This is a genomic window from Cognatishimia activa, from assembly GCF_017798205.1.
Taxonomy (GTDB): domain Bacteria; phylum Pseudomonadota; class Alphaproteobacteria; order Rhodobacterales; family Rhodobacteraceae; genus Cognatishimia; species Cognatishimia activa_A.
The window spans coordinates 2,905,758-2,930,266 of sequence record NZ_CP060010.1 but is presented as its reverse complement, the minus strand read 5'-3'; the positions used below and the strand labels follow the sequence as shown (position 1 = coordinate 2,930,266).

Sequence of the window (24,509 nt, the reverse complement as noted above, 5' to 3'; positions counted from 1 at the left end):
TGGACGCTACGTTGTATTTTCTCGCACGTCAACAGGCTCTCTGGAAAAAGTGAACGGTCTTTATTCATTAAGCTGAATATATCGTAAATTGCTGCGCTCGCACAAAAATTCCCACTGTATTTGGCCAAAGCGTTGCGATTTTATGGAGATAGCCTAGGGTTTAGAGGCGGTATTTGGCGAGGGTGTTTCGTGGACAAAGGTATCTTTATTGGCGGCGGTGGCGAGGGCTATGGCGAAAAGCAGTTTTTGAACCTGAAATATGCCAACAGACACGGCCTGATTGCCGGAGCCACAGGGACAGGTAAGACCGTGACACTGCAGATCCTGGCCGAAGGATTCTCCAACGCAGGCGTGCCTGTCTTTCTGTCTGACGTCAAAGGCGATCTGTCCGGATTGGCCCAAGCCGGCAGTGAGGGCTTCAAGTTGCACGAGGCCTTTACATCGCGGGCAGAGACGATTGGGTTTGACGATTACAGCTACCACGCCTGTCCGGTGACGTTCTGGGATCTCTTTGGTGATCAGGGCCATCCTGTCCGCACAACTGTTGCTGAAATGGGCCCCTTGTTGGTCAGTCGGCTTTTGGAACTCTCTGAGGCGCAAGAGGGTATCCTGAACATTGCCTTCCGTCTGGCAGATGAAGAAGGCCTGCCGCTTTTGGATCTAAAGGATCTACAGGCTCTTCTGGTCTGGGTCGGGGAAAACCGCGCAGATTTGGCTCTGCGCTACGGTAATATCTCGGTTCAATCGATTGGAGCCATCCAGCGCCGCTTGATGGTGTTGGAAAACCAGGGGGCCACGCAGTTCTTTGGCGAACCTGCGCTTGAGTTGTCGGACATCATGCGGACCGATGCAGAAGGCAAAGGGATGATCAACATTCTGGCTGCCGACAAACTTATGGCGTCACCGCGGCTCTATGCGACCTTTCTTTTGTGGCTGTTGTCTGAACTCTTCGAAGAGCTGCCCGAGGTTGGGGATCCTGACAAACCAAAGCTCGTGTTCTTCTTTGATGAGGCGCATTTGCTCTTTGAAGACGCGCCTAAAGCCTTGGTGGATAAAGTCGAGCAGGTGGCGCGGCTGATCCGGTCCAAAGGCGTTGGCGTCTATTTCATCACGCAGAACCCTGCGGACGTCCCTGAGGACATCCTCGGTCAGTTGGGGAATCGCGTTCAACACGCCCTGCGCGCCTTTACTGCGCGGGATCGCAAGAACCTGCGACTGGCAGCCGAGACCTATCGCGACAATCCTCGGTTTTCGACGGAAGAGGCGATCAAAGAGGTCGGCGTCGGCGAGGCCGTGACCTCGATGCTGATGAAAAAGGGCGTGCCGGGTGTTGTGGAGCGCACTTTGATCCGGCCGCCGTCTTCGAAACTCGGGCCTTTGGGCAAAGCGACGCGCAAGGCACTGATCGCTGGCTCTGACCTAGCCGCGAAATATCAAACGACGCTGGACCGCAAGTCTGCCTACGAGATACTTCAAGCGCGTGCCGAAGCCGCAGCAAAAGCCGCAGAAGCGGAGGAAGCGCGTGAAGAGGAGATGTCAGTCGCGGAACGAGAATTTTTCTACCGCGCGGCGTTTTCCGGTGGTCGCGCCGGCCGTTCCACCTCGCGCCGGATGCGCAGCCGCAAAGACATCGACATCGGCTATGAGATGAAACGCATGGTAGTCAAAGAACTGACCGGAACCACCGGGCGTCGCATCGTGCGGGGGCTTTTGGGGGGATTGTTTAAGGGGCGCTAAAGCAGCGCCCTTTGCGTTTGTCCTTTCGAACAAACACCAAAGTCTCGCATCGTTTAGGAGAGTTTGGCTCCGGCGGTAGGGATCGAACCTACGACCAATTGATTAACAGTCAACTGCTCTACCGCTGAGCTACGCCGGAACATGTGGGACCGTATAGCTATAAGATTTTCCGGCGTCCAGAGGGGGTGTTACATTTTTTTCGTTTTTGCCTCAGATTTTTTAAATGATCTCGAAAGGTGACGTAAATTCAATATCTTGGGTCGGTTTCGCCAAGCCGCGTCCTGTCAGGTCAACGAGGTGTGCAAAGACATTTCGGGCAGCAGCCGGCAAGAGCGCCGGGTTCACATCGGTATAGATCTTGCGCGCCAGTCCTTCGGCGGTGTCGGGTGCTTTGGACAGGGTCTCGAGGATCTCTTTTTCGCGACCCTTCCGGTGCGTGATCAACCAGGTCAGGCGGCCATTGGGATCCTCAATCGGCGCGCCATGGCCTGCGTGAAACCGGCGCCATTGGCGCGCGGCCAAGAGATCGCAGGAGGCCATAAAGTCGGTGAGGTCTCCGTCTGGGGGCGATACCAGTGAGGAGGCCCAGCCCATGACGTGGTCTCCGGTGAAACAGATGTCATCCCACGCGATGCTGATGTGATTGCCGAAATGGCCCGGGGTATGGAGGACCTCGAGCTGGCCGTCTTCGATGCCGATCTGATCGCCGTTGGCGACCAACACATCAGGCTTGAACGCGGCATCGACGCCTTCGCCGCCGCCCAGAAATCCCTGAGCCGAGAGTTTCTGCATGATCTCGCTACGACCTTCCAAATGATCTCCAAAGGCATAGATTGGCGCGCCTGTGCGATCTGACAGCATCGAGGCCAGCGGCGAATGGTCCAGATGCGCGTGTGTGACGACGATTTTCGCGACTTTCTGCCCCGCCTCTAAAGAGGCCAAAATCGCATCCAAATGGCGAGGATCGGCAGGGCCGGGGTCGATGACGGTGATTTCTGAGTGTCCCAGCAGATAAGTATTGGTGCCCCAATAGGTCATCGGCGAGGGGTTCGGCGCCAGAATTCTGCGCAGGCCGGGGTCCAGCTCTTGGGCGATCCCGACTTCAGGGGCTTTGGCGTCAGTCATCTCTTTCCTTTCGGCACGTCTATGTGCATGGTTCTAGCCATGAATTTCGATTGGCTCAAACGATACATGCCCCGCGGGATCTATGGGCGCGCAGCGTTAATTCTGATTCTGCCCGTGGTGACGCTGCAATTGGTGGTCTCGGTTGTGTTTATCCAACGTCACTTCGAAGGGGTGACGGAGCAGCTTACCGGCAATCTGGTGCGCGAATTGAACCTCGTTTTGGATGAGATGAACGCCTATGACACGCCGACAGCAGCCTTGGTTGGGACGCGAGAACTCACGCAGGGGTTGGATCTGAATGTTGCCTTTGATGTTGGTGCTATCAGCGGGTCTTTGCGGCGGTGGTTTGATTTCTCGGGTATCATCGTGACGCGTGAATTGAAGAACCGAGTTCCGGGCGTGTATGCGGTTCAGTTGCCGGATGATCGCTTTGTGAGGGTTTTGATTGAAACGTCACTGGGCATCCTTCGCTTTGACTTTGCACGCGGACGAGTGTCGGCCTCTAATCCGCACCAGCTGTTGGTTAATATGGTCTTCTTCGGCGGACTTATGACATTGATTTCATTCATCTATCTGAGAAATCAATTGCGTCCGATCACTCGGCTTGCGACGGCAGCAGAGGCTTTCGGCCGAGGGCGAAAGTTAAGTTACAAACCAGAAGGTGCCTCGGAAATTCGTGCGGCTGGACAGACTTTTCTCGATATGCGGGCGCGGATTGAACGCCATCTAGAGCAGCGCACCTTGATGCTTTCTGGCGTCAGTCACGACCTACGCACGCCGCTGACGCGGTTGCGCCTGGGGTTGAGTATGCTGGAGGAGGATGAACGCGAACCGCTTGAGCGCGACGTTGAAGACATGCAACGGATGTTGGATGAATTTCTAACCTTTGCCAAAGACGCAGCCGAAGGAGATGCGGAATCGACCGACTTGGGACCGTTCGTGCGCACCATTGTCGACCTTGCAGCGACCCATGGGGCGGATGTCTCATTGGAGCCTATTTCGGGTGAAATGCGGCTCTCGATCAGGCGCGTGGCGATCCAACGCGCGGTGGAGAACCTGATCAACAATGCAGTGCGTTATGGCACGCGGGCGCGGGTGAGTCTGATTGAAGGCGAGAAACAGATCAAGATCCGAGTCGAAGATGATGGTCCCGGCATCCCTGAGGATCTGCGTGAAGAGGCCGTGAAGCCTTTTGCCCGACTGGACGCGGCGCGCAATCAGAACAAAGTCAGTGGTGTCGGTCTAGGCCTGTCGATTACAGCCGATGCTGCCCGTGCGCACGGCGGGCGTTTGGTGCTGGGTCACAGTCAGGACCTCGGCGGGCTTCTGGCCGATATTGTGCTAGTGAAATAGCACAGGCGGGAGCCGCATGTCGTTTATCACAATCTCTCGGGATAGTGGCGGAGAGACAGGGATTCGAACCCTGGAGACGGTTTCCCGCCTACACACTTTCCAGGCGTGCGCCTTCGACCACTCGGCCACCTCTCCGTGAGGCGCTGTTTAGCCAAAAGCGGTCAGGGGGTGCAAGGGGCAAAACACTCGGAATGAAAAGTTTTTTGCCCCTGCGGTTTGATCAGCGAATTCGCTAGAAAAATCAGGGCTTAGGCGTCTTTGGTCATCGCATGCAGGATGCGCGCCCAGCTGCGGATGCCTTTATGGAAGCTCTCGACATCGTATTTTTCGTTGGGCGAGTGGATTTGGTCGTCGTCCTTTGCAAAGCCAATCAACATCGCATCGGTGCCCAGAATCGTTTTGAAATGCCCGGCAATCGGGATAGAGCCGCCGCATCCGGCAAATGCCGCCGCCTCTGGCCATTCATCGCTGAGCGCTGCGCGGGCCTGTTCAAAGGCCGGATGGTTCGTGGACATGGCCGAGGCTTTGGATGCCCCGTGACCCGTGAACTCTACGGTGCAGTCGCTTGGCAGCATGGATTGCACATAGGCGCGGAAGTTCTCACGGATTTTCAGCGGGTCTTGAGTGCCGACAAGGCGGAAGCTGATTTTGGCAGAGGCCTGTGCAGGTAGAACCGTTTTGAATCCATCGCCTGTATAGCCGCCGAGGATGCCGTTGGGTTCACAGGTCGGTTGTGACCAGAGTTTCTCGAGCGGCGTGCGGCCTGCTTCGCCGGCGGGCTCGGAGAGATCAACATCGCCAAGGAACGCGCCATGATCAAAGTTCAGGGCCTCCCATTGCGCTTTGATCTCGTCGGTCAGCTCCGGCACCCCGTCATAGAAGCCCGGCACCGTAACGCGGCCATTTTCGTCGTGCAGCCCGGCAATGATCTTGGAGAGTACCGCAATTGGGTTGCGTGCGAGACCGCCGTACATTCCGGAGTGCAGGTCCTTGTCGGCGGCTTTGATGGTAAGTTCTTCGCCCAAGAGACCGCGCAAAGTGGTGATGATCGCAGGCGTCTTGCTTTGGAACAGTCCCGTGTCGCAGATCAGCGCGATGTCGGATTTTAGTTCTTCGGCATTGTCTTTCATGAAAGGCACCAGCGACGGCGATCCGCTTTCCTCTTCGCCCTCAAAAAAGAAGGTGATTTTGCAGGGTAGGGCGCCATGCTCGGCCTTCCACGCGCGGCAGGCCTCGACAAAGGTCATCAACTGGCCTTTGTCATCAGATGCCCCACGGCCCCGGATCAGTTTTACCCCACCAGCGTCCTCAATAGCTGGTTCAAAAGGTGGCGAATCCCAAAGCTCTAATGGATCAACCGGCTGCACATCATAGTGGCCATAGAACAGAACATGCGGCCCTGCACCGTCGATATGGCCGACAACCATAGGGTGACCCGGCGTTTCCCGCTTGGCCGCATCGATTCCCAAAGAGGTCAGATCTTTGACCAACCAATCCGCGGCATTTTGACAGTCCTCGGCAAAAGCCGGGTCGGTTGAAATCGACGGAATGCGCAATAAATCGAGCAGGCGGTCGGTGGCGGCATCGATATCCGCATCAATTCTATTCAGGACGGGTTGAAGATCCATGTCTCGAAACCTTTGAAAAATTGGAGTTTGCGTCACCCTAGCAAGGCAAGACTTGCTGTCTAGCCAAATACGCCTGTGGCTTTACAATGTGTCGCATAGACAAAGCCCATGCACCGTATAAATTAATTGGTAAGTTATATACCTATATAACGAATGCCTATTTAAAATGCCTCGGGTTTCGCGTAGAAGTCCTTGGAAACGCAAGCTGCACAGCCAGCATATCGGAGGATAGCCCGTGGATTTTTCCGCTGCGCTCGACCAAGCCCTGACAAACCTTCATGACGAAGGCCGGTATCGTACCTTTATTGATATCGAACGCACCAAGGGTCATTTCCCTAAGGCGATCTGGAACAAGCCAGATGGCACCAAGCAGGAAATCACTGTTTGGTGTGGCAATGACTATCTGGGTATGGGCCAACATCCGGTTGTGCTTGAGGCGATGCATGAGGCGCTGGATGCAACGGGCGCGGGTTCTGGCGGCACACGGAATATTTCCGGCACCACAGTTTATCACAAACGGCTCGAGGCTGAGCTGGCGGATCTTCACCAAAAAGAAGACGCGCTGCTCTTTACCAGCGCCTATATCGCCAATGATGCGACGCTTTCAACGCTGCCTAAGCTCTTTCCAGGGCTGATTATCTATTCGGACAACCTGAACCACGCCTCTATGATTGAAGGCATCCGCCGCAACGGTGGCGCCAAGCGTGTGTTCCGTCACAATGACCCAGAGCATCTGCGTGAGCTGATGGCCGCAGATGATCCAAAAGCGCCGAAACTGGTAGCCTTTGAATCCGTCTATTCCATGGACGGCGACATTGGCCCGATTGAGGCGCTGTGTGATGTGGCCGATGAATTCGGTGCGCTGACCTATCTGGATGAGGTTCATGCGGTTGGCCTTTACGGTCCACGCGGCGGCGGCATTAGCGAACGGGATCAACTGACCGATCGTCTGGACATTATCAACGGCACTTTGGGCAAAGCCTTTGGTGTACAGGGCGGCTATATCGCGGCGAGCGCAAAGATGTGTGACGCGGTGCGCTCCTATGCGCCGGGCTTTATCTTTACGACAAGCCTGCCACCTGTGGTCGCCGCTGGCGCTGCGGCCTCGGTTGCGCATCTGAAGCAAGACCAAGACCTGCGCGACCGTCACCAAGCGGCTGCCAAAGTTCTGAAGCTGCGCCTCAAGGGATTGGGCCTGCCGATCATCGATCATGGCACCCATATTGTTCCGGTGATGGTTGGCAATCCGGTCCACACAAAGGTTCTCAGCGACAAACTGCTAGAGGATCATGGGATCTACGTTCAGCCGATCAACTTCCCGACCGTTCCACGCGGCACCGAGCGTCTGCGCTTTACGCCGTCTCCTGTGCATGGTCCGGGCGAAATTAACGCACTCGTACACGCAATGGACGAACTTTGGTCGCATTGTGCGCTGAATCGTGCCGAGCTCGCGGGCTAAATCTCACAAAACTCGCAAATATTGTTGCACTGTGTTACCTTAGGCACAATGAATGGGGGCAGCTCGAATCGGGGTAACAAATTCGAGCCCGTTTTGGCAGTGAGGCACGTAAAGCAATGATCGGGCGCAAAAAGCGCAAAACCGTTGAAGTGGACACAGGCCCGAAAGGCTTTGACGACTATGACGTCAGTCTTGGGGACCTGATGCGCGGAGAACGGGCGACCTTAGGCAAGTCGCTATTGGATGTGCAGCGCGAATTGCGAATTCGCGCGTCGTATATATCAGCCATCGAAAATGCGGATCCCTCGGCGTTCGAGACGCCGGGCTTTATTGCTGGTTATGTGCGGTCCTACGCACGTTACCTTGGCATGAACCCGGAAGAGACCTTCGACAAATTCTGCCAGGAAAGCGGGTTCCAGACGGCTCATGGTATGGCGGCTGAGGCCTCGACCATGCGAAAGTCTGAGGCGACCGTGATCTCTCAGGCCAATCCTGATCCGTTCAAAGGCTCCAAAGGCCCGTACCTGCCCGAAAAAGAAAGCATGTTGGCCAATCTTGAGCCGCGTGCGATTGCCTCCAGCCTCGTTCTGCTCGCGTTGATCGCGGGTGTTGGCTATGGCGGCGTCAGTGTTGTGAATGAAATCCAACAGGTGCGCATTGTTCCGGTAGAGCAAACACCTGTGGTGCTTTCCGATCTGGATCCACTGACCTCGGCACGCGAAGAAGAAAGCTTCTCGATGGCGGAGGCCTCGGGCGTGTTCAACCCGCCTGCGCAGGATCTGGACCGCCTGTATCGTCCGCAAGCCTTGGATGTGCCGGTCCTTGTCGCGCGCGATGCGCCGATTTCCACGCTGAACCCGCAATCGGTCGGCGCGTTCACGCCAGAAGCCACCGTTCTGGCGACCGCGGATCTTTATCAGCCCGAAGCGCCAGCCGTCCCGCAGGTTGTCGAAGACACGCCACCTGAGGTGGTGCTTTTTGCGGTGCGTCCATCTTGGCTCAGCATCAAAGCCGCCGATGGTTCGGTTGTGTTTGAAAACACACTGAATTCTGGCGGAGAAGTTCTGTTGCCAGCGTCCGAAACCGCACCGGTTTTGAAGGTCGCGGGGATGTCGGGCTATGTCTACATCCGCGTCGACGGAGAGATCTATGGTCCGGTAGGTCAGGGCTCAACCGTCGAACGTGATGTGGCGTTGGATGTGGACGCGATCACGCAGACCTATCAGATCGCCGATTTGACAGCGGATCCTGAACTGGCGCGTGTTGCCTCGCTGATCACGCCTCCGGGCGAGCTGACCGTTTCCGAGTAACGGGACAAATCCACGCAAGCTTTGTAAATTCACACCCGCGCGCATTGCTCCTTTGCGTGCGCAAGACTACATATGCTTCAACGAGCACAGCGTTGAGTGATTGACCCATGTCCCTGAACCACATCCGCCCCTGGCGCACGATTGAGCGTCGCAAGTCCCGTCAGATCATGGTGGGCAATGTGCCTGTCGGCGGAGACGCTCCGATCGCGGTTCAGACCATGACGAATACGATCACCTCTGATGCCTCGGCCACGATCAAACAGGTGTTGGCGGCGGCGGATGCGGGGGCTGACATCGTGCGGGTCTCGGTGCCTGATGTGGACAGCTCTAAAGCGCTGAAAGAAATCTGCCGAGAGAGCCCGGTGCCCATCGTGGCCGATATCCATTTCCACTATAAACGCGGGATTGAAGCAGCAGAGGCTGGAGCTGCCTGTTTACGGATCAACCCGGGTAACATCGGCGATGAGGCGCGCGTCAAAGAAGTCATCAAGGCCGCGCGGGATCATAACTGCTCGATCCGCATTGGTGTGAATGGTGGGTCGCTCGAAAAACATCTGCTCGACAAATACGGCGAGCCTTGCCCCGATGCGATGCTGGAATCTGGTCTCGACCACATTAAGATCCTGCAAGATAACGATTTTCACGAGTTCAAGATCTCGGTGAAAGCCTCTGACGTCTTTATGTCTTCAGCCGCCTATCAGATGCTGGCGGACGCGACCGACGCGCCGATCCACCTTGGGATCACCGAGGCGGGGGGCTTTGTGTCTGGTACGATCAAATCTGCGATTGGTCTGGGGCAACTCTTGTGGATGGGCATTGGCGACACGCTTCGCGTGAGCCTCTCGGCGGATCCGGTCGAAGAGGTTAAAGTCGGGTTTGAGATCCTCAAATCGTTGGGCCTGCGCCATCGCGGGGTGAATATCATCTCTTGCCCAAGCTGCGCGCGGCAAGGTTTTGACGTGATAAAAACCGTTGAGGCGCTGGAAAAACGTCTGGAGCACGTGAAAACCCCGATGAGCCTGTCGATCATCGGTTGCGTGGTGAACGGGCCGGGTGAGGCCTTGATGACTGATGTCGGCTTTACCGGCGGCGGGGCTGGATCGGGAATGGTTTATCTGGCGGGCAAGCAAAGCCACAAAATGGACAACGACAAGATGATCGATCACATCGTCGAGCAGGTCGAAACCAAGGCCGCCGAGCTTGAGGCGGCCAAGGCAGAAGACGCTTAATCAGCCGCGTTTCCCAGCGACCATCTGCTGCATACCTTCCAAAGGCACGTAGCCGCGCAGAAGCTCGTCTTGCATGACAAAGCTTGGTGTGCCCGAGATTTGAAGGCGTTGTGCCAGTGCGCGGGTTGTGGCGATCTCTTCGCGTACGGCGTCGCTGTTCATATGCGCAAGGATTTGGGTCGCGTCGAGGCCAAGCGTGGTGGCAAGGCGGGAGAGGGAGACTTCGTTAGCAGCCGACCGCATGGTGATCAGAGCATCATGGGCGGCTTTGTAGGAGTCGTCTCCCGCGATCTGTTTCACCGCAATCGCGAATTGCGAGCTGCGCAGGGAATCTTCGCCAAGGATTGGAAATTCCTTCATAATCAAGCGGATGTTGCCATCGGTCTTGACCAGCTCTGCCACATCATCATGGGCACGACGGCAATAGCTGCAGCGGTAATCGACGAACTCCACCAGCGTGATATCGCCCTCTGGGTTGCCGCCGATCCAGCTGTAGCCGTCGTTAAAGATGTCTTCGGCGTTGACAGACACCAGCGTCACATCCTGTTGCGCTTGCGCTTCGGCCTGACGGGATTCCGCGATGTCGACGGCTTCGAAGATCACTTCGGGATTGTCCAAGAGATAGGCGCGAATTTCGCCGCGAAGCGCGGTTTTCTCGTCCGCACTTAGGCTTGCCAGATCGAAATTCGGTGCGTCCTGTCCACGCGTGGAATAGACCGCAGCGGCCAAAAGCAAAGTGGCAACGGCCAGGCCGGCCAGAAGGGCGTTTTTCACGTATCTCTCCGTTATTTCTTTCGCGCCGCGCGCTTTGCGGCCAGCAATATATCATCCGCACGACGCCAGCCAGCAGAACCTTGAGGTAAAAGGCCGACAGCGCGTTTGGCATGGATGCCCGCGTCTTTCATACGGCCTTGCAAGGCATAGCGTTCTGCTGTCGCGACCGCCGCCATGCCTCGATTGCCCAGCGCCGCATAGGCCGCCCCCAGATCGCGCAACACGCGGGAATCCCGGAAATCAATGCTGCGGGCTTTTTCAAGGACAGCACGCGCTTCTTTATAGCGCTTAAGGGACAAGAGCGCGCGCCCATAGCCCCCCAGGCAAAGAGAATTGTTCGGGGCCAGGTCTGCCGCGCGTTTATAGGCACGCAAGGCCCCTTGCTGATCGCGGCTTTCAATCAGGATCTGACCCTTGAGCTCATAAAGGAACGGATCTCGGGGCCGCATGGCAATCGCTTGGTCCAACGCGGCGATGGCTTTGGATTTCTGCGATTGGCGATGATACATGATCGCCTCGCGCATCAGGCGCACGTCTTTGCTTGGGCTGGTTTTCAGCGTGCGCTTTGTCCATTTCGGCGGGCGTTCAAAGGCCGACAGCTTGCCCTTAGCGCGACCAAACCAATATTGCGCGGTTGCGTCCTCATCACCGTCCTGCACAAGCGCTTGCGCGCCAGCTTTCGCGGCGCGGATCCGGTCTCGGGTCAGCGGGTGGCTGCGCACATAGGGGTCTTGGCGCGATGTATTCAGGAGTTCCTGACCTTCAAAGAGCTCCAGCACGTCAATTGTGCCCTGCGTATTGACCCGCGCGGCTTTCATATAGCGCAGCGCGGATTTATCGGCAGAGGCTTCTTCAGCGCGGGTATGGGCCAGAAAGTTCCTTTGCGCAGAAGAGTTTACGCCCAGCGCGAGGCCAACGCCCAGCTCAGGATTACCTGCCGCTGCACCCGCAACGGCCGCAAGCACGCTGCCAAGGCTCGCCGCTGTCCGCGCAGAGCCAAAGTTCTGCATCCGGCGGGTGATATGGCCATTCGCGATATGGGCAGCCTCATGCGCGATCACCGCCTGCAACATCGCGGCGTTGTCGGTTTTCAAGATTAGGCCTGAGTGCAAGAATATGTGGCGGTTATCCACCACGAAGGCATTCAGTTTGTTGTCGTCGATCACCAAGACGCGCACGTTGCTGCCAAGCCCTGCCGCCGCAAGAATGGGTTTGGCAAGCTGGGCCAGCGAGTACTCGATATCGGGATCGCGAATGATCGTGGCCGCGCGGGCAGGGGCCGTCACCATCACAAAGGTCAAGGCCGCAAGGAAAATGCTCGCGAAGATGGTCAAGCGTGTTGACGCTTTGGTCAGAAAAGGCTCAAAGATCATGGGCGTACCAGAGAGGAATTTCATGCGTAAGTCCAGTCGCAGCACCGTTGATCCCTTTATTGTGATGGATGTCATGGAGGCCGCCCGCAAGGCAGAGGCCGCAGGACAGCATATCATCCATATGGAGGTCGGCCAGCCCGGCACCGCCGCGCCTCAGGCCGCTCAGCGCGTTCTTGCCGAGACCATGCGGAAAGATGCCATGGGCTATACGGTGGCCTTGGGGTTGCCCGCGTTGCGTGCGCGGATCGCGCAGCTTTATGGGGAGTGGTATAACGTCGATCTGAATCCCGAACGGATCGTTGTGACCTCGGGCAGCTCGGCAGCGTTTCTTTTGGCCTTTACGGCGCTCTTTGATGCAGGCGATACCGTCGCCATTGGAGCGCCGGGCTACCCGAGCTATCGCCAGATCCTGAAAGCCTTATCGCTCAATCCCTTGGATTTACGCTCTGCGCCTGAAAACCGGCTGCAACCGGTGCCGGATGATTTCGCGGATCTGGACATCGCGGGCTTGATGGTGGCCTCTCCGGCCAATCCAACGGGGACGATGCTGGATAGGTCCGCGATGCAGGCGTTGATTGACGCCACCCATGCCAAGGGTGCGAGTTTCATCAGTGACGAGATCTACCATGGCATTGAATATGAGGCCAAAGCCGTCACGGCGCTTGAGTTGACCGACGATTGCTATGTGATCAATTCCTTCTCGAAATACTTCTCGATGACCGGCTGGCGGATCGGCTGGATGGTGGTGCCTGAGGATCATGTGCGCACGGTGGAACGGCTGGCGCAAAATATGTTCATCTGCGCGCCGCATGTGTCGCAGGTCGCGGCGCTGGCCGCGATGGATGCGACGGACGAGCTTGAAGCCAATATGGCCGTTTACCGCGAAAACAGGCGTTTGATGCTGGAAGGGCTGCCAAAGGCTGGCTTCACCAAATTCGCGCCGCCCGATGGGGCCTTTTATGTCTATGTCGACGTGAGCGAATTCACCGACGACAGCCGCGCCTTTGCGGCGGAGATCCTTGCGAAGGCGAAAGTCGCCGTCACCCCCGGTCTGGATTTCGATCCAGAGCGCGGCCATAGCACGCTGCGCTTCTCTTATGCGCGTTCAAGCGCCGATATCGCCGAGGGTCTGGCGCGGTTTGAGACATTTATGCGTGAGCGCGGCCATCTTTAAGTTCTCAGCGCCGCCTGTCTGATGTAGTCTCTTTGGAAACAACCAAAGAGTTGGACCATGAGCAGACTTCGATCTTTTTGTCTGGGGCTATGTGCCCTCGTTAGCCTTGCCGCGCCTGCGTTCGCGCAGGATTTCACGGCGTTGGCGCGGGTGGACGTGGCTAACAGCGCCATAACAGACGCGCGCCGTGGTGGGGTTCAGATCGATCTGTCTTTGTCCCAAGGCCTGCCTTGGCGGATTTTCACATTGGATGAGCCGCGCCGGTTGGTGATTGATTTCCGCGAGGTCGATTGGACGGGCGTCAACGCGGATGCCTTGGATCGGGCCAAGAATATCGCGGATGTGCGCGTTGGGGCCTATCGACCGGGGTGGAGCCGCATGGTCGCGGACCTGAGCGTGCCTATGGCGCTCAAAACCGCTGAAATGAAACTTGGCGACGGGCAGGGGCCAGTTGTTTTGTCCGTGGGATTGGAGGCCGCGAGTGCTGAAGACTTTGCCGCGAAAGCCGGCGCGCCCAATGATCCGAGGTGGGATCTGCCCGAGGCCGCGATCACGCGCGAAGAGCGCGAGGCGAAACCGGACTGGGCGCCGACTGTAATTGTCTTGGACCCGGGCCATGGCGGCATTGATCCGGGGGCTGAACGCGGGGAGTGGTCGGAAAAGCAGATCACTCTGCAGTTCGCGCGTGAATTGCGCGACACTCTGCGCCGGGCTGGCAATTTCGAGATCATTCTCACGCGGCGAGAAGACACTTTTGTGTCTTTGGAACGTCGTGTAGCGATCGCCCATGAAGTCGCGGCGGATATCTTCATATCGCTGCACGCAGACACGGTGCTCGAAGGCTACGCGCAGGGCGCGACGGTCTACACCCTGTCTGATGAGGCCAGCGATGCCGCGTCCCAGTATCTGGCGGAACGTCACAACCGATCGGACGTGCTCTCGGGCATCGATTTGACGGGCACAGAGGATCAGGTGGCCGAAGTCCTCTTGGATATCGCCCGCCGTGAAACCGCCCCACGGTCCGAGCGACTGGCGAAAGCGATGGTTCTGGGCATGCAGGGCGCGGTTGGGGAGTTGAACAAACATCCTTACCGTCAGGGCGGATTTTCGGTTCTGAAAGCCGCCGACATCCCCTCGGTTCTGATCGAGATCGGATTTATGTCGTCGGAACGAGACCTCGCCAATATCACCGACCCCGCGTGGCGTCAGGCGCTGGCCAATGGCATTCGCGATGGGCTGCAAGCCTGGGTGGTTGCGGATGAAACGGCGCGCAATCTCACGAACAACTGACTGATATACGCGAAAAACCGCAGATTTTTCCCCTTGTTGTGTTTTGACCCCTTTGTCATCCACAGCTATACAAAACCAGCAACAAGCCAGGGTTCAAAGTGATAAGATTTATTCTCTCTTTCTTCGGGGGCATCTTCACATTCGTGACGATGGGGATCGCTGTGGTCGCACTGTCCATTGGCGCAGTGCTTTATATCTACAGCTATGACCTGCCGAGCCATGAATCTCTGGCGCAGTATCAGCCGCCTACGATCAGCCGGATCTATTCGCGCGAAGGGCGTATCATCGATGAATTCGCCAAAGAGCGGCGTTTGTTTGTGCCCGCCGAAGAGATCCCCGATCTGGTGAAACAGGCCTTCATTTCGGCCGAGGATAAGAACTTTTATCAACACAATGGCTATGACGCGCGCGGCATCGCTGCGGCCTTTGTAGAGGCAGTGCGGTCCCGTGGTCAGAACGTGCGCGGTGCGTCGACAATCACCCAGCAGGTGATGAAGAACTTCCTCTTGTCTGGCGACCGTCAGATCGAGCGGAAGATAAAAGAGATCATCCTCGCAACCCGCATCGAAGAGACGTTGGATAAGGAAAGCATCCTCGAACTTTACATGAACGAGATCTTCCTTGGACAGAACTCTTATGGGGTAGCCGCGGCGGCACAAACCTATTTCAACAAGACCCTGTCAGAGCTTGCGCCGCATGAGGCCGCCACGCTTGCGTCCATGCCAAAAGCGCCATCGCAGTTCCACCCAGTGCGTCGTAAAGAGAGACTGCTTAGCCGTCGTGACTTCGTCCTCAAGGAGATGAAGGAAAACGGGTATATCACTGAAGGTGTTTATGAAATTGAGGTAGCTCAACCATTACTTTCAGTTCAAAATGGTGACTATGACAGCTTCCGCTCGGCGCTTCCATCCAGAGACTATTTCACCGATGAAATCCGCCGCCAGCTGAGCCGCGATTTTGGTGAGGAAGAGTTCTTTACCGGTGGCATGGCCGTACGCGCGACGCTTGATCCAGAGCTTCAAGATGTGGCCGCGACCGCCCTGCGACACGCGCTTGAGAAGTATGACCGTGACCAAGGTGTATGGCGCGGAACCGGTAAAACCATCTCAACCGATCTGCTGAATGACGAAGCCGCATGGCGTGAAGCACTTCGTGAAGTTGAAGTCCCGCGCGACATTGATCTTGACGGAAAATGGCACCCCGCCGTTGTGCTTTTTGTCGGCAATCGCGACGCGCGTATCGGCATCGAAGGCGTCCCGGATGACGCCGATGGACACTTCATCAACCCAGCCGATGTGACCTGGGCGCGCAAGCAGCTTGAGGACGATGAACTCGGCCCGAAAGCCAAAGTCGCTGGCGACCTTCTGCGCGAAGGCGAAGTGGTTCTGGTGCGCGAAGTCAAAGATGAGGATGGCAACTTTGAACGCTGGTCTTTGCGGCAGGTGTCTGAAGTTCAGGGTGGCTTTATGGCGATGGACGTAAACAACGGGCGCGTGCTCGCGATGCAGGGTGGGTTCAGCTATGAGCAGTCGGTTTTCAACCGCGCGACTCAGGCACGGCGCCAGCCGGGCTCTAGCTTCAAACCTTTCGTTTATGCCGCAGCGCTGGACAGTGGGTACTCTCCGGCCACTATTGTTATCGATGCGCCGATTGAAATCGACACGCCCGAAGGTTTGTGGCGGCCGAAAAACTCGTCCGACAAATTTTATGGTCCGACACCTCTGCGGACTGGGATTGAATACTCCCGGAACCTGATGACCATCCGTCTTGCGAAAGAGATCGGAATGGAGACCGTGGCCGATTATGCCGAGCGCTTTGGGGTCTATGACGACATGAACCCCTTCCTTGCGAACTCTTTGGGGTCTGAGGAAACCACGCTCTACAAGATGGTTGCGGCCTATGCGATGTTTGCCAATGGCGGCGAGCGCGTGGAGCCGACGCTTGTGGACCGTGTTCAGGATCGTGCAGGGCAGACGATCTATCGCCACGACCAGCGGTCTTGCGAGGATTGTGCCTTTGCAGAGCTTGCGGCTGACAGTAGCCCACGTATCACCAGCAACCGTGAGCGCGTGATGGATGCAATCACCGCCTATCAGTTGACCTCTATGATGCGCGGCGTTGTGGATCGGGGCTCAGCCTCTCGGGCGATCAATCTGGATGTGCCTGCGGCGGGCAAGACCGGCACCACCAACGAGGCGAAAGACGTTTGGTTCGTGGGCTTCACCAATACGATGGTTGCGGGCTGCTACATTGGCTATGACACGCCGACGCCTCTGGGCCGCAACACCTTCGGCGGCAACACTTGCGGACCCGTGTTCAACGAATTCATGCAGGCCGCAGTCGAGAAATACGGCGGCGGTGCCTTCCGCGTTCCGGCGGGTGGTCAGTTTATCAATATCGACCGTTTCTCTGGCGCGCAGCTCTCGCCTGAGGCCTCTGGCGACAACGTGGTGGCTGAATATTTCCGCTTGGGCGAAGAGCCGGTTTTTGGCGTGGCCTTTGACGGCGGCTTTGCGATGGGCTCAAACCTGCCGCTGTTTGACGAGGTCGACACAGAAGTCGTGACCGAAGTCATCACCTCGACGGGTGAAAGCACGGTTGTGACGCCAAGCGCCTCTTTCGGCACGCTCAGCTCGGGCGGCCTTTATTAACCAATAACCGCGGTGGATTGGGGGCAGGGGCGCTTGCCCCTCTTTGGCCTCTGGTCTATCACGCAGACTAAGAATGATAGACAGGACAATCCCATGCGCGCCGAGGTTCAAAACACCGTCACGGAGATCGAGAAATCCGTGGATCTGCTGAAACAGCGGCTGAACTGGGAGACCGCGGAGTTCCGGCTGGAGGAATTCAATGCGCGGGTCGAGGATCCGAACCTTTGGGATGACGCCGAGGCCGCGCAAAAACTTATGCGCGAGCGTCAGTTGCTGGTGGATGCGATTGATGGCGTGAAACAGCTGGAGACCGAGCTGTCCGACAATATCGAGCTTATTGAATTGGGCGAGATGGAAGAGGACGATGAGGTCATCGCGGAGGCCGAGGCGGCCATTGCAGCGCTGGCGATCACGGCGGCGGAGAAAGAGCTGGAGGCCCTTCTGGACGGAGAAGCCGATAGCAATGACACCTTCCTTGAGATCAACTCGGGCGCGGGCGGCACAGAGAGCTGTGACTGGGCCTCGATGCTGGCGCGGATGTATGTGCGTTGGGCTGAAAAGCGCGGCTATACGGTGGAATTGCAATCCATGACCTCTGGTGAAGAGGCGGGGATTAAGTCGGCGGCCTATAAGATCTCGGGCCACAATGCATATGGGTGGCTCAAGTCTGAAAGCGGCGTGCATCGTCTGGTGCGCATCTCGCCCTTTGATAGCGCGGCCAAGCGGCACACGTCCTTTAGCTCGGTCTGGGTTTACCCTGTGGTTGATGACAATATCGAGATCGAGGTCAATCCTGCGGATATTCGTATCGACACCTATCGCTCCTCGGGTGCGGGTGGTCAGCACGTGAACACAACGGACTCGGCGGTGCGGATCACACACATCCCCACAGGGATCGTTGTGACCAGCTCCGAGAAGTCTCAACACCAGAACCGCGACATCGCGATGAAGGCTCTGAAATCGAGGCTCTATCAACAAGAGCTGGACCGCCGGAATGCCGCCATCAACGAGGCGCATGAGAGCAAAGGCGACGCGGGTTGGGGCAACCAGATCCGGTCCTATGTTCTGCAGCCCTATCAGATGGTGAAAGATCTACGCACCAATCACGAGACCTCGGACACCAAAGGGGTTCTGGATGGGGATCTGGATGGGTTTATGGCGGCGACGCTGGCGTTGAATGTGTCGGGTAAATCTCGCGCGGATGCGCAGGCTGAGGATTAATTCCCTGGGGCTCTGCCCCAGACCCTGGGATACTTTCAGCAAGAGAAAAAGATGCGGCATCGCATAAAAAAGGGCGCCTAAGCGCCCTATTTTGTTTGGCTATTTGGCTTAGTTAATGTGCGCCACGAGCGAGCGCCGCAACGCCTGTGCGCGCGACTTCGACAAGGCCGAGCGGGCGCATGAGATCTGCGAAGGCGTCGATCTTTTCCGGTGCACCGGTGAGTTCAAACACAAAGCTTTCAAGCGTGGTGTCCACAACATTGGCGCGGAAGATGTCGGCCAGACGCATGGCTTCGACACGCTTGTCGCCTTCGCCTGCGACTTTGAAGAGGCCCAGCTCGCGTTCCACGGACGGGCCCTCGACGGTCAGGTCATGCACCTCATGCACAGGCACGATGCGGCCCAGCTGGGTTTTGATCTGTTCGATGATCTGCGGTTTGCCTTTGGTCACGATGGTGATGCGCGAGGTGTGACCGGTGTGGTCGACCTCTGCCACTGTGAGGCTTTCGATGTTGTACCCACGGCCCGAGAAAAGGCCGATGACCCGTGCCAGAACGCCAGGTTCGTTGGTCACGAGGACCGCCAGCGTGTGCACCTCTTCGACATCCGAGAAGGTCGGGCGGAGGTTATAGGCAGAGTGGCTTGAAGCGCCTTTTTTGATTTTTAGAGCAGCCATGATCGAATTTCCTTAAACTAGAACCGCGCCGCCGGATTGGATGACGCCCTGGGTTTCGGCTTCGCCCAGAAGCATTTCATTATGCGGCTTGCCCGACGGGATCATCGGGAAGCAGTTCTCGTGTTTTTCCACTAGACAGTCGAAGATAACCGGGCCGTCATGCGTAATCATCTCCATGATCGCGTCGTCCAGATCGTTGGGGTCAGAGCACAGGATACCCTTGGCACCAAAGGCCTCGGCGAGTTTGACGAAGTCGGGCAGGGCTTCGGACCAGCTGTGGCTGTAGCGCTCGCCATGCAAGAGTTCCTGCCACTGACGTACCATGCCCAGACGTTCGTTGTTCAGGATGAACTGTTTCACCGGCAGGCGGAACTGCACTGCGGTGCCCATTTCTTGCATGTTCATGAGCCAAGAGGCCTCGCCCGCGACGTTGATCACCAGCGCATCAGGGTGCGCGAGTTGCACGCCGATAGAGGCCGGGAAGCCATAGCCCATGGTGCCCAGACCGCCAGAGGTCATCCAACGATTTGGATCGTCAAAGGTCAGGTATTGCGCGGCCCACATCTGGTGTTGGCCGACCTCAGTGGTGATGTAGCGGTCGTATTTCTTGGTCAGTTCCTCAAGGCGTACCAAAGCATGCTGCGGCTTGATGGTTTTGCCTTCTTGCTTGAAGTCCAGACATTTGATCGCGCGCCACTGGTCGATCTGCGCCTGCCATTTCGCAACCGCTTCTTTGTTGGTCTTGCGGCCACGAGACTTCCAGACCTTGAGGATGTCTTCCAGCACGTGACCCACATCGCCAACAATCGGGATATCAACACGGATGACCTTGTTGATCGAGCTTGGGTCGATGTCGATATGCGCTTTTTTGGAGTTCGGCGAGAAGGCCGAGATCAGGCCGGTGATCCGGTCATCAAACCGTGCGCCGATGTTGATCATCAGGTCGCAGTCATGCATCGCCATATTGGCTTCATAAAGGCCGTGCATGCCGAGCATACCGATCCAGTTCTTGCCAGAGCCCGGGTAGGCGCCCAGACCCATCAAGGTCGAGGTGATCGGGAAGCCCGTGGTGTCCACGAGCTCGCGCAACAGTTGGCTGGCCGCAGGGCCAGAGTTGATGACGCCACCGCCGGTGTAAAACACAGGGCGCTCAGCCTGTTCCATCAGTTCGACAAGCGCCGTGATCTCGGTGATGTCGCCTTTGAGCTGAGGCTCATAGTGGCTGGTGTTGGTTTCCTGACGGGTGGTGTAGGTGCCCGACGCGAATTGCGTGTCCTTTGGGATGTCCACCAGAACCGGACCCGGACGGCCAGAGCGCGCCACATGGAAGGCCTGATGCAGGGTTTCCGCCAGAGTGTCGGTTTCCTTGGCCAGCCAGTTGTGTTTCGTGCATGGGCGAGTGATGCCGACGGTGTCGGCTTCTTGGAAGGCGTCCGAGCCGATCATGAAGGTCGGCACCTGACCGGACAGAACCACAATCGGGATCGAGTCCAAGAGCGCATCGGTCAGGCCTGTCACCGCATTGGTCGCGCCTGGGCCAGAAGTTACCAGCGCAACGCCGACCTTGCCGGTTGAGCGCGCATAGCCTTCGGCTGCGTGAACCGCGCCTTGCTCGTGGCGCACCAGAATATGCTTGATGTCATTCTGCTGAAAGATCTCGTCATAGATCGGTAGGACGGCGCCACCGGGATATCCGAAGACTGTGTCCACGCCCTGATCCTTCAGAGCTTGAACTACCATTTTCGCGCCGGTCATCTGACGTGCCATTTTCTTCTCCGTTCACACCGTTTTTCGGTTTTGCGTGCGTTATGTACAAAAAAGCCCCCGAGGATCTCGGGGGCGCATGGTTTCCATTATGGTGTCCGTTACCGGTCCATGCGCCTATTTCCTACAATGACGACTAGGTCGCGCATTCGTTGGGTCCTCTTTGCGTTCGCGGGCGACATTATGGCTGTGGATAAGGGGCGTCAACCAAGAAAACGGAAATTTCCGCAAAAATATGGACATTAAATTACCAATGCCGCGCCGTTTTGCGCAACTTTGATAAAGAATGATGCGGCTCGCGGTAATTTATGTGAGTTTGAGGTGGATTTTCGGGCTAGTAACCGATCCCCGGACCCTGCAAAAGCCCATGTTCCATCGCATAACGAGTCAGTCCAGCGGTGGAGCTGATGCCGAGTTTCGATTTGATATTCTTGCGGTGGGTCTCGACAGTGCGCACGGAAATGTTGAGTTCCAGCGCGACTTCCTTGTTGGATTTACCCTGAGAGAGCTGCAGCAGCACCGTTTGCTCTCGGCTGGTGAGCTGTTCACGCGCCTCGTCATCCTGTGGCTCTAGAGAGAACTTCGCACCGGTACAGAGGTAGCGTTCCCCGCGCATCACCGTGTCGATGGCGGTTTTGATCTCCTCGGTCGGGACGTCCTTAAGGACATAGCCGCGCGCGCCATGTTGTAGGGCTGTCGCGATATATTCGGGACTGTCGTGCATCGAGAGGATCAGGATGCGGGTGTCGGGCGCGGTCTCTAGCACCATTTCCGTGGCCGCCAACCCGCCGATGTCGGGCATGTTCAGATCCATAAGGACGACGTCGGCCTCATGGGTCTTGAGGTGTTCGATGACCTCTCGCCCATTGGACAATGTGGCCGAGACTTCGATGTCGTCATAGCTCTCGAGGATCGCTTGAATGCCCTGCGCGACCATCGGGTGGTCGTCAACAATCACAACATTTGTCGCACTCATAAATTGGCCTTTCGTTCACTGGTCTCATCCACGGCATCCGCGTTGAGAACCTGGGCGAGGGGGACTTCGGCTTCTATCACTGTACCAGATTTGCTGGACAGAATGCGAAGTGTACCGTTCAGCTGTTCGATGCGTTCCTGCATATTGCGCAGCCCCAAGCCGCTGGATTGTTTGGACCGGTCACGCGACTGGGTAAAGCCGCGCCCGTTGTCACTGATGCGCAAAGTTGCGCCACGTTTGTGGCTGCGCACGTCGATGGAGACGTCGGTTGCGCCGGAATGGCGCTCGATGTTGGTTAATGCTTCTTGTGCAATACGATAGAGGGAGAACTTCGCGTCAGCGTGTAGGCGGTTACGGAAAGGTACAGTATGAAATTCTGTTTTAATTCCAGTTCTTTCGCCAAACTCTTCAGTCAAAGCTTTAAGTGCAGGTCCAAGTCCAAGGTCGTCAAGAACTCCAGGACGTAAGTCTCTGGAAATACGTCGAACTTCTTGAATGGCGGTGGAAAGGTGCTCCATGCCGGTATCCAAAGAGTCTCCGGCCTTTTCATCGCCGCGTGCGAGGCGGCGGCGGGCTGCGTCCAAGGCGTATCTGACGCCAACAAGGATCTGGGAAATACCGTCATGCAACTCGCGCGCCACGCGGCCGCGTTCTTCTTCTTGGGCGTCAAAGACACGCTGGGTGAGGGCTTTGAGTTTCACGTCGGCAAGGCGTCGTTCGCGGATATTGAGCGTGAGACCAGAGGCAAAGACCAACAGAACGGCGGCAAGGGCAATGCCAAGGATATAGAAGAATGTCGTTCGGATCCGTTGTTCCACACCAGCACGGGCCGCGGCGACGGTCGCTTGAACATCGTCGATGAAAATGCCGGTGCCCACGACCCAGCGCCAATCCTGCAAGCCCACGGAATAAGAAACCATTGTCGCGGTTTCTCCGGTGCTGGGTTTTGGCCAGTCAAAAGTGTGATAGCCGCCGCCTGTACGCGCGATTTCGATAAGCCGGTCGGTGATCTCTATCCCATTGCGGTCACGCAGACCGGCCCAGTTCTTGTTAATCAGCTCTGTTTGACGCGGGCTCACAAGGTTGTTGCCGTCATAATCAAAGACAAAGAAATAGCCGTCCTGTCCGTAGATCATCGCGGAAAGGACCTGCGTCACCTCAAGCATCGCTGCCTCGTTGTCGGGCAGGGCGGGCCCGTAGATATTGCCGAAAGCGGTCCGTGCAATAGAGAGATAGTTTTTCAGCTCGGCCTTTTTGGCCTCGATCAACTGCACCTCAAGCGACTTGATCTCTTGTTCCGCCAAAGCGCGCGATTGAATGGTCACCAGAATAGAAATCGCCGCCACCGCCATGATCAATGGCAGTGTTGCAAGCAAGAAAAGCTGTTGGCCGTAGGACAGCCGGAAGAGGTTTAGTAAGCGAAACATCACGATTCGATGGGTGGATTTGCGCCCGAACCATAGCTTGAAACCCTTAGGCGGCGTCAATTCCATATATTTTTTGTGCGTAATTTCGGGCGTTTGCAGCTTTTCTACGCAGTTTTCGGCTGTCCCTACGTAGTTGTTGGTATTTTATCTTGACCCCCGCTGCGTCTAGGCTCGGCACACTGAGATCCGCCACCGCACGGAGTTATGTGCGTGGCTAAATAGAAATCGGGAGGTACATTCTATGGATCGTCGTTCTTTTCTGAGAACATCTGCACTTGGTGGCTCTGCAGCAGCAGCGTCCACTCTGGCGGCACCAGCCTATGCTCAGGGCAAACGCACCCTGACCATGGTAACATCTTGGGGCCGTGGCCTCGCAGGTGTTTTTGACGCGGCTGTTAAGACGGCTGAAAACGTCACAGCAATCACAGACGGTCAGCTGACCATCGACGTGAAAGCAGCGGGCGAACTCGTTGGCGCATTCGAAGTATTTGACGCGGTGACTGCAGGTCAGGCTGACATGTATCACGCAGCGGACTACTACTTCGTCAACCAACACCCAGGTTTTGCGTTCTTCACCGGCGTGCCTTTCGGCATGACCGCGACCGAACTCAACAACTGGTACTACCACGGCAACGGCCACGCTCTGCATGACGAGCTGGGCGAAATCTTTGGCTTGAAGTCCTTCCTGGCGGGTAACACCGGTACACAGGCGGGTGGCTGGTTCCGTAAGGAAATCACTGGCCCAGAAGACTTCAACGGTCTGAAGTTCCGTATGCCAGGCCTCGGCGGTAAAGCGCTGGGTTACATGGGCGCATCCGTTCAGAACCTTCCAGGTGCTGAAGTGTACCAAGCGCTGGCATCCGGCGCGATCGACGGTACCGAGTGGATCGGCCCTTGGGCGGACGAAAAGGCTGGTTTCCAGGAAATCACCAAGTTCTACTACACTGCGGGCTTCCACGAGCCAGCGGCGGGTCTGTCCGTTGCGATGAACCGCGAAGTGTTCGAAAGCCTGAGCGCGTCTCAGCAGGCAGCTGTTGAAGTTGCTGCTGGCCACGCGAACGTTTGGAACCTGTCTCAGTACCTGAACAACAACGGTGCAGCGCTTGAGCGTCTGAAAGCCGGTGGCGTTAAGGTTCTGGAATTCCCAGACAGCGTTTGGGATGCAATGGGCACCGCGTCCCAGCAAGTTTATGACGAGTTCATGGGCGACGAGATCTTCAAGAAGATCTACGACGACTACACCGCATCCATGAAAGCGTCCTCTGGCTGGCTGACCGACTCCGTTGGCGCATATCGCGCACAACGTGACCGCGTTCTGGGCTAAGGCCTGACGGCTGACGTA

18 protein-coding genes and 2 tRNA genes are annotated in these 24,509 nt (G+C 57.0%); 10 read left to right on the top strand and 10 right to left on the bottom strand.

Annotated features, from left to right (window positions below; genetic code table 11):
• Positions 1-189 precede the first annotated feature (189 nt).
• Positions 190-1,737: a helicase HerA-like domain-containing protein gene (locus HZ995_RS14490; protein ID WP_209356369.1), complete on the top strand. Its 1,548-nt coding sequence runs from the start codon at positions 190-192 to the stop codon at positions 1,735-1,737.
• Between the two features lie 64 nt (positions 1,738-1,801).
• Here HZ995_RS14490 and HZ995_RS14485 read toward each other — a convergent pair.
• A tRNA-Asn gene (locus tag HZ995_RS14485) sits at positions 1,802-1,876 on the bottom strand.
• 80 nt (positions 1,877-1,956) lie between these two features.
• The gene (locus tag HZ995_RS14480) at positions 1,957-2,862 is read right to left on the bottom strand and encodes an MBL fold metallo-hydrolase (RefSeq protein WP_209356368.1); all 906 of its coding nucleotides are present in this window, start codon (positions 2,860-2,862) and stop codon (positions 1,957-1,959) included.
• Positions 2,863-2,901: 39 nt separating this feature from the next.
• On the opposite strand from HZ995_RS14480, the gene HZ995_RS14475 reads away from it, so the two are divergent.
• The gene (locus tag HZ995_RS14475; protein WP_209356367.1) at positions 2,902-4,215 is read left to right on the top strand and encodes an ATP-binding protein; all 1,314 of its coding nucleotides are present in this window, start codon (positions 2,902-2,904) and stop codon (positions 4,213-4,215) included.
• Positions 4,216-4,260: 45 nt separating this feature from the next.
• Here HZ995_RS14475 and HZ995_RS14470 read toward each other — a convergent pair.
• A tRNA-Ser gene (locus HZ995_RS14470) sits at positions 4,261-4,350 on the bottom strand.
• Between the two features lie 113 nt (positions 4,351-4,463).
• Positions 4,464-5,843: a M20/M25/M40 family metallo-hydrolase gene (locus tag HZ995_RS14465; protein WP_209356366.1), complete on the bottom strand. Its 1,380-nt coding sequence runs from the start codon at positions 5,841-5,843 to the stop codon at positions 4,464-4,466.
• A gap of 235 nt (positions 5,844-6,078) precedes the next feature.
• Here HZ995_RS14465 and hemA point away from each other — a divergent pair, with 235 nt between their 5' ends.
• From hemA to ispG, 3 genes are all read left to right on the top strand, one after another.
• On the top strand, positions 6,079-7,302 hold the full coding sequence (hemA, locus tag HZ995_RS14460) for a 5-aminolevulinate synthase (RefSeq protein WP_209356365.1): 1,224 nt from the start codon (positions 6,079-6,081) through the stop codon (positions 7,300-7,302).
• Positions 7,303-7,418: 116 nt separating this feature from the next.
• Positions 7,419-8,612: a helix-turn-helix domain-containing protein gene (locus tag HZ995_RS14455; RefSeq protein ID WP_209356364.1), complete on the top strand. Its 1,194-nt coding sequence runs from the start codon at positions 7,419-7,421 to the stop codon at positions 8,610-8,612.
• A 107-nt stretch (positions 8,613-8,719) separates the two neighbouring features.
• Positions 8,720-9,841 carry a flavodoxin-dependent (E)-4-hydroxy-3-methylbut-2-enyl-diphosphate synthase gene (gene ispG / locus HZ995_RS14450; RefSeq protein ID WP_209356363.1) on the top strand — a complete coding sequence of 374 codons (1,122 nt, stop codon included), beginning with the start codon at positions 8,720-8,722 and terminating at the stop codon, positions 9,839-9,841.
• Here ispG and HZ995_RS14445 read toward each other — a convergent pair whose 3' ends face one another.
• Entirely contained in the window at positions 9,842-10,615 is a 774-nt protein-coding gene (locus HZ995_RS14445) for a DsbA family protein (protein WP_245168679.1), read from the bottom strand.
• An 11-nt stretch (positions 10,616-10,626) separates the two neighbouring features.
• On the bottom strand, positions 10,627-12,012 hold the full coding sequence (locus HZ995_RS14440) for a M48 family metalloprotease (RefSeq protein ID WP_245168677.1): 1,386 nt from the start codon (positions 12,010-12,012) through the stop codon (positions 10,627-10,629).
• Between HZ995_RS14440 and HZ995_RS14435 the strand changes: the two genes are divergently transcribed.
• The 4 genes from HZ995_RS14435 to prfB all read left to right on the top strand — a co-directional run bounded on the left by HZ995_RS14435 (position 12,011) and on the right by prfB (position 18,324).
• Positions 12,011-13,162 (top strand): pyridoxal phosphate-dependent aminotransferase, encoded by a 1,152-nt coding sequence (locus tag HZ995_RS14435; RefSeq protein WP_209356362.1) that lies wholly within the window; start codon positions 12,011-12,013, stop codon positions 13,160-13,162. The genes HZ995_RS14440 and HZ995_RS14435 overlap by 2 nt on opposite strands.
• A 57-nt stretch (positions 13,163-13,219) precedes the next feature.
• On the top strand, positions 13,220-14,452 hold the full coding sequence (locus HZ995_RS14430) for an N-acetylmuramoyl-L-alanine amidase (RefSeq protein WP_209356361.1): 1,233 nt from the start codon (positions 13,220-13,222) through the stop codon (positions 14,450-14,452).
• 98 nt (positions 14,453-14,550) lie between these two features.
• Positions 14,551-17,103: a penicillin-binding protein 1A gene (locus HZ995_RS14425; protein WP_209356360.1), complete on the top strand. Its 2,553-nt coding sequence runs from the start codon at positions 14,551-14,553 to the stop codon at positions 17,101-17,103.
• A 93-nt stretch (positions 17,104-17,196) separates the two neighbouring features.
• On the top strand, positions 17,197-18,324 hold the full coding sequence (gene prfB / locus HZ995_RS14420; RefSeq protein ID WP_209356359.1) for a peptide chain release factor 2: 1,128 nt from the start codon (positions 17,197-17,199) through the stop codon (positions 18,322-18,324).
• 112 nt (positions 18,325-18,436) lie between these two features.
• Here prfB and ilvN read toward each other — a convergent pair whose 3' ends face one another.
• The 4 genes from ilvN to HZ995_RS14400 all read right to left on the bottom strand — a co-directional run bounded on the left by ilvN (position 18,437) and on the right by HZ995_RS14400 (position 23,167).
• Positions 18,437-19,000, bottom strand: a complete 564-nt coding sequence (gene ilvN / locus HZ995_RS14415) for an acetolactate synthase small subunit (RefSeq protein WP_209356358.1) — start codon at positions 18,998-19,000, stop codon at positions 18,437-18,439.
• A 12-nt stretch (positions 19,001-19,012) separates the two neighbouring features.
• Complete coding sequence (locus HZ995_RS14410; protein WP_209356357.1) at positions 19,013-20,767, bottom strand: acetolactate synthase 3 large subunit; 1,755 nt, start codon at positions 20,765-20,767, stop codon at positions 19,013-19,015.
• A gap of 331 nt (positions 20,768-21,098) precedes the next feature.
• Positions 21,099-21,740 carry a response regulator transcription factor gene (locus tag HZ995_RS14405; RefSeq protein ID WP_209356356.1) on the bottom strand — a complete coding sequence of 214 codons (642 nt, stop codon included), beginning with the start codon at positions 21,738-21,740 and terminating at the stop codon, positions 21,099-21,101.
• Entirely contained in the window at positions 21,737-23,167 is a 1,431-nt protein-coding gene (locus HZ995_RS14400; protein ID WP_209356355.1) for a cache domain-containing protein, read from the bottom strand. The genes HZ995_RS14405 and HZ995_RS14400 overlap by 4 nt, the downstream gene beginning before the upstream one ends.
• A 241-nt stretch (positions 23,168-23,408) precedes the next feature.
• Between HZ995_RS14400 and HZ995_RS14395 the strand changes: the two genes are divergently transcribed.
• Complete coding sequence (locus HZ995_RS14395; protein ID WP_209356354.1) at positions 23,409-24,491, top strand: TRAP transporter substrate-binding protein; 1,083 nt, start codon at positions 23,409-23,411, stop codon at positions 24,489-24,491.
• Positions 24,492-24,509: the final 18 nt, after the last annotated feature.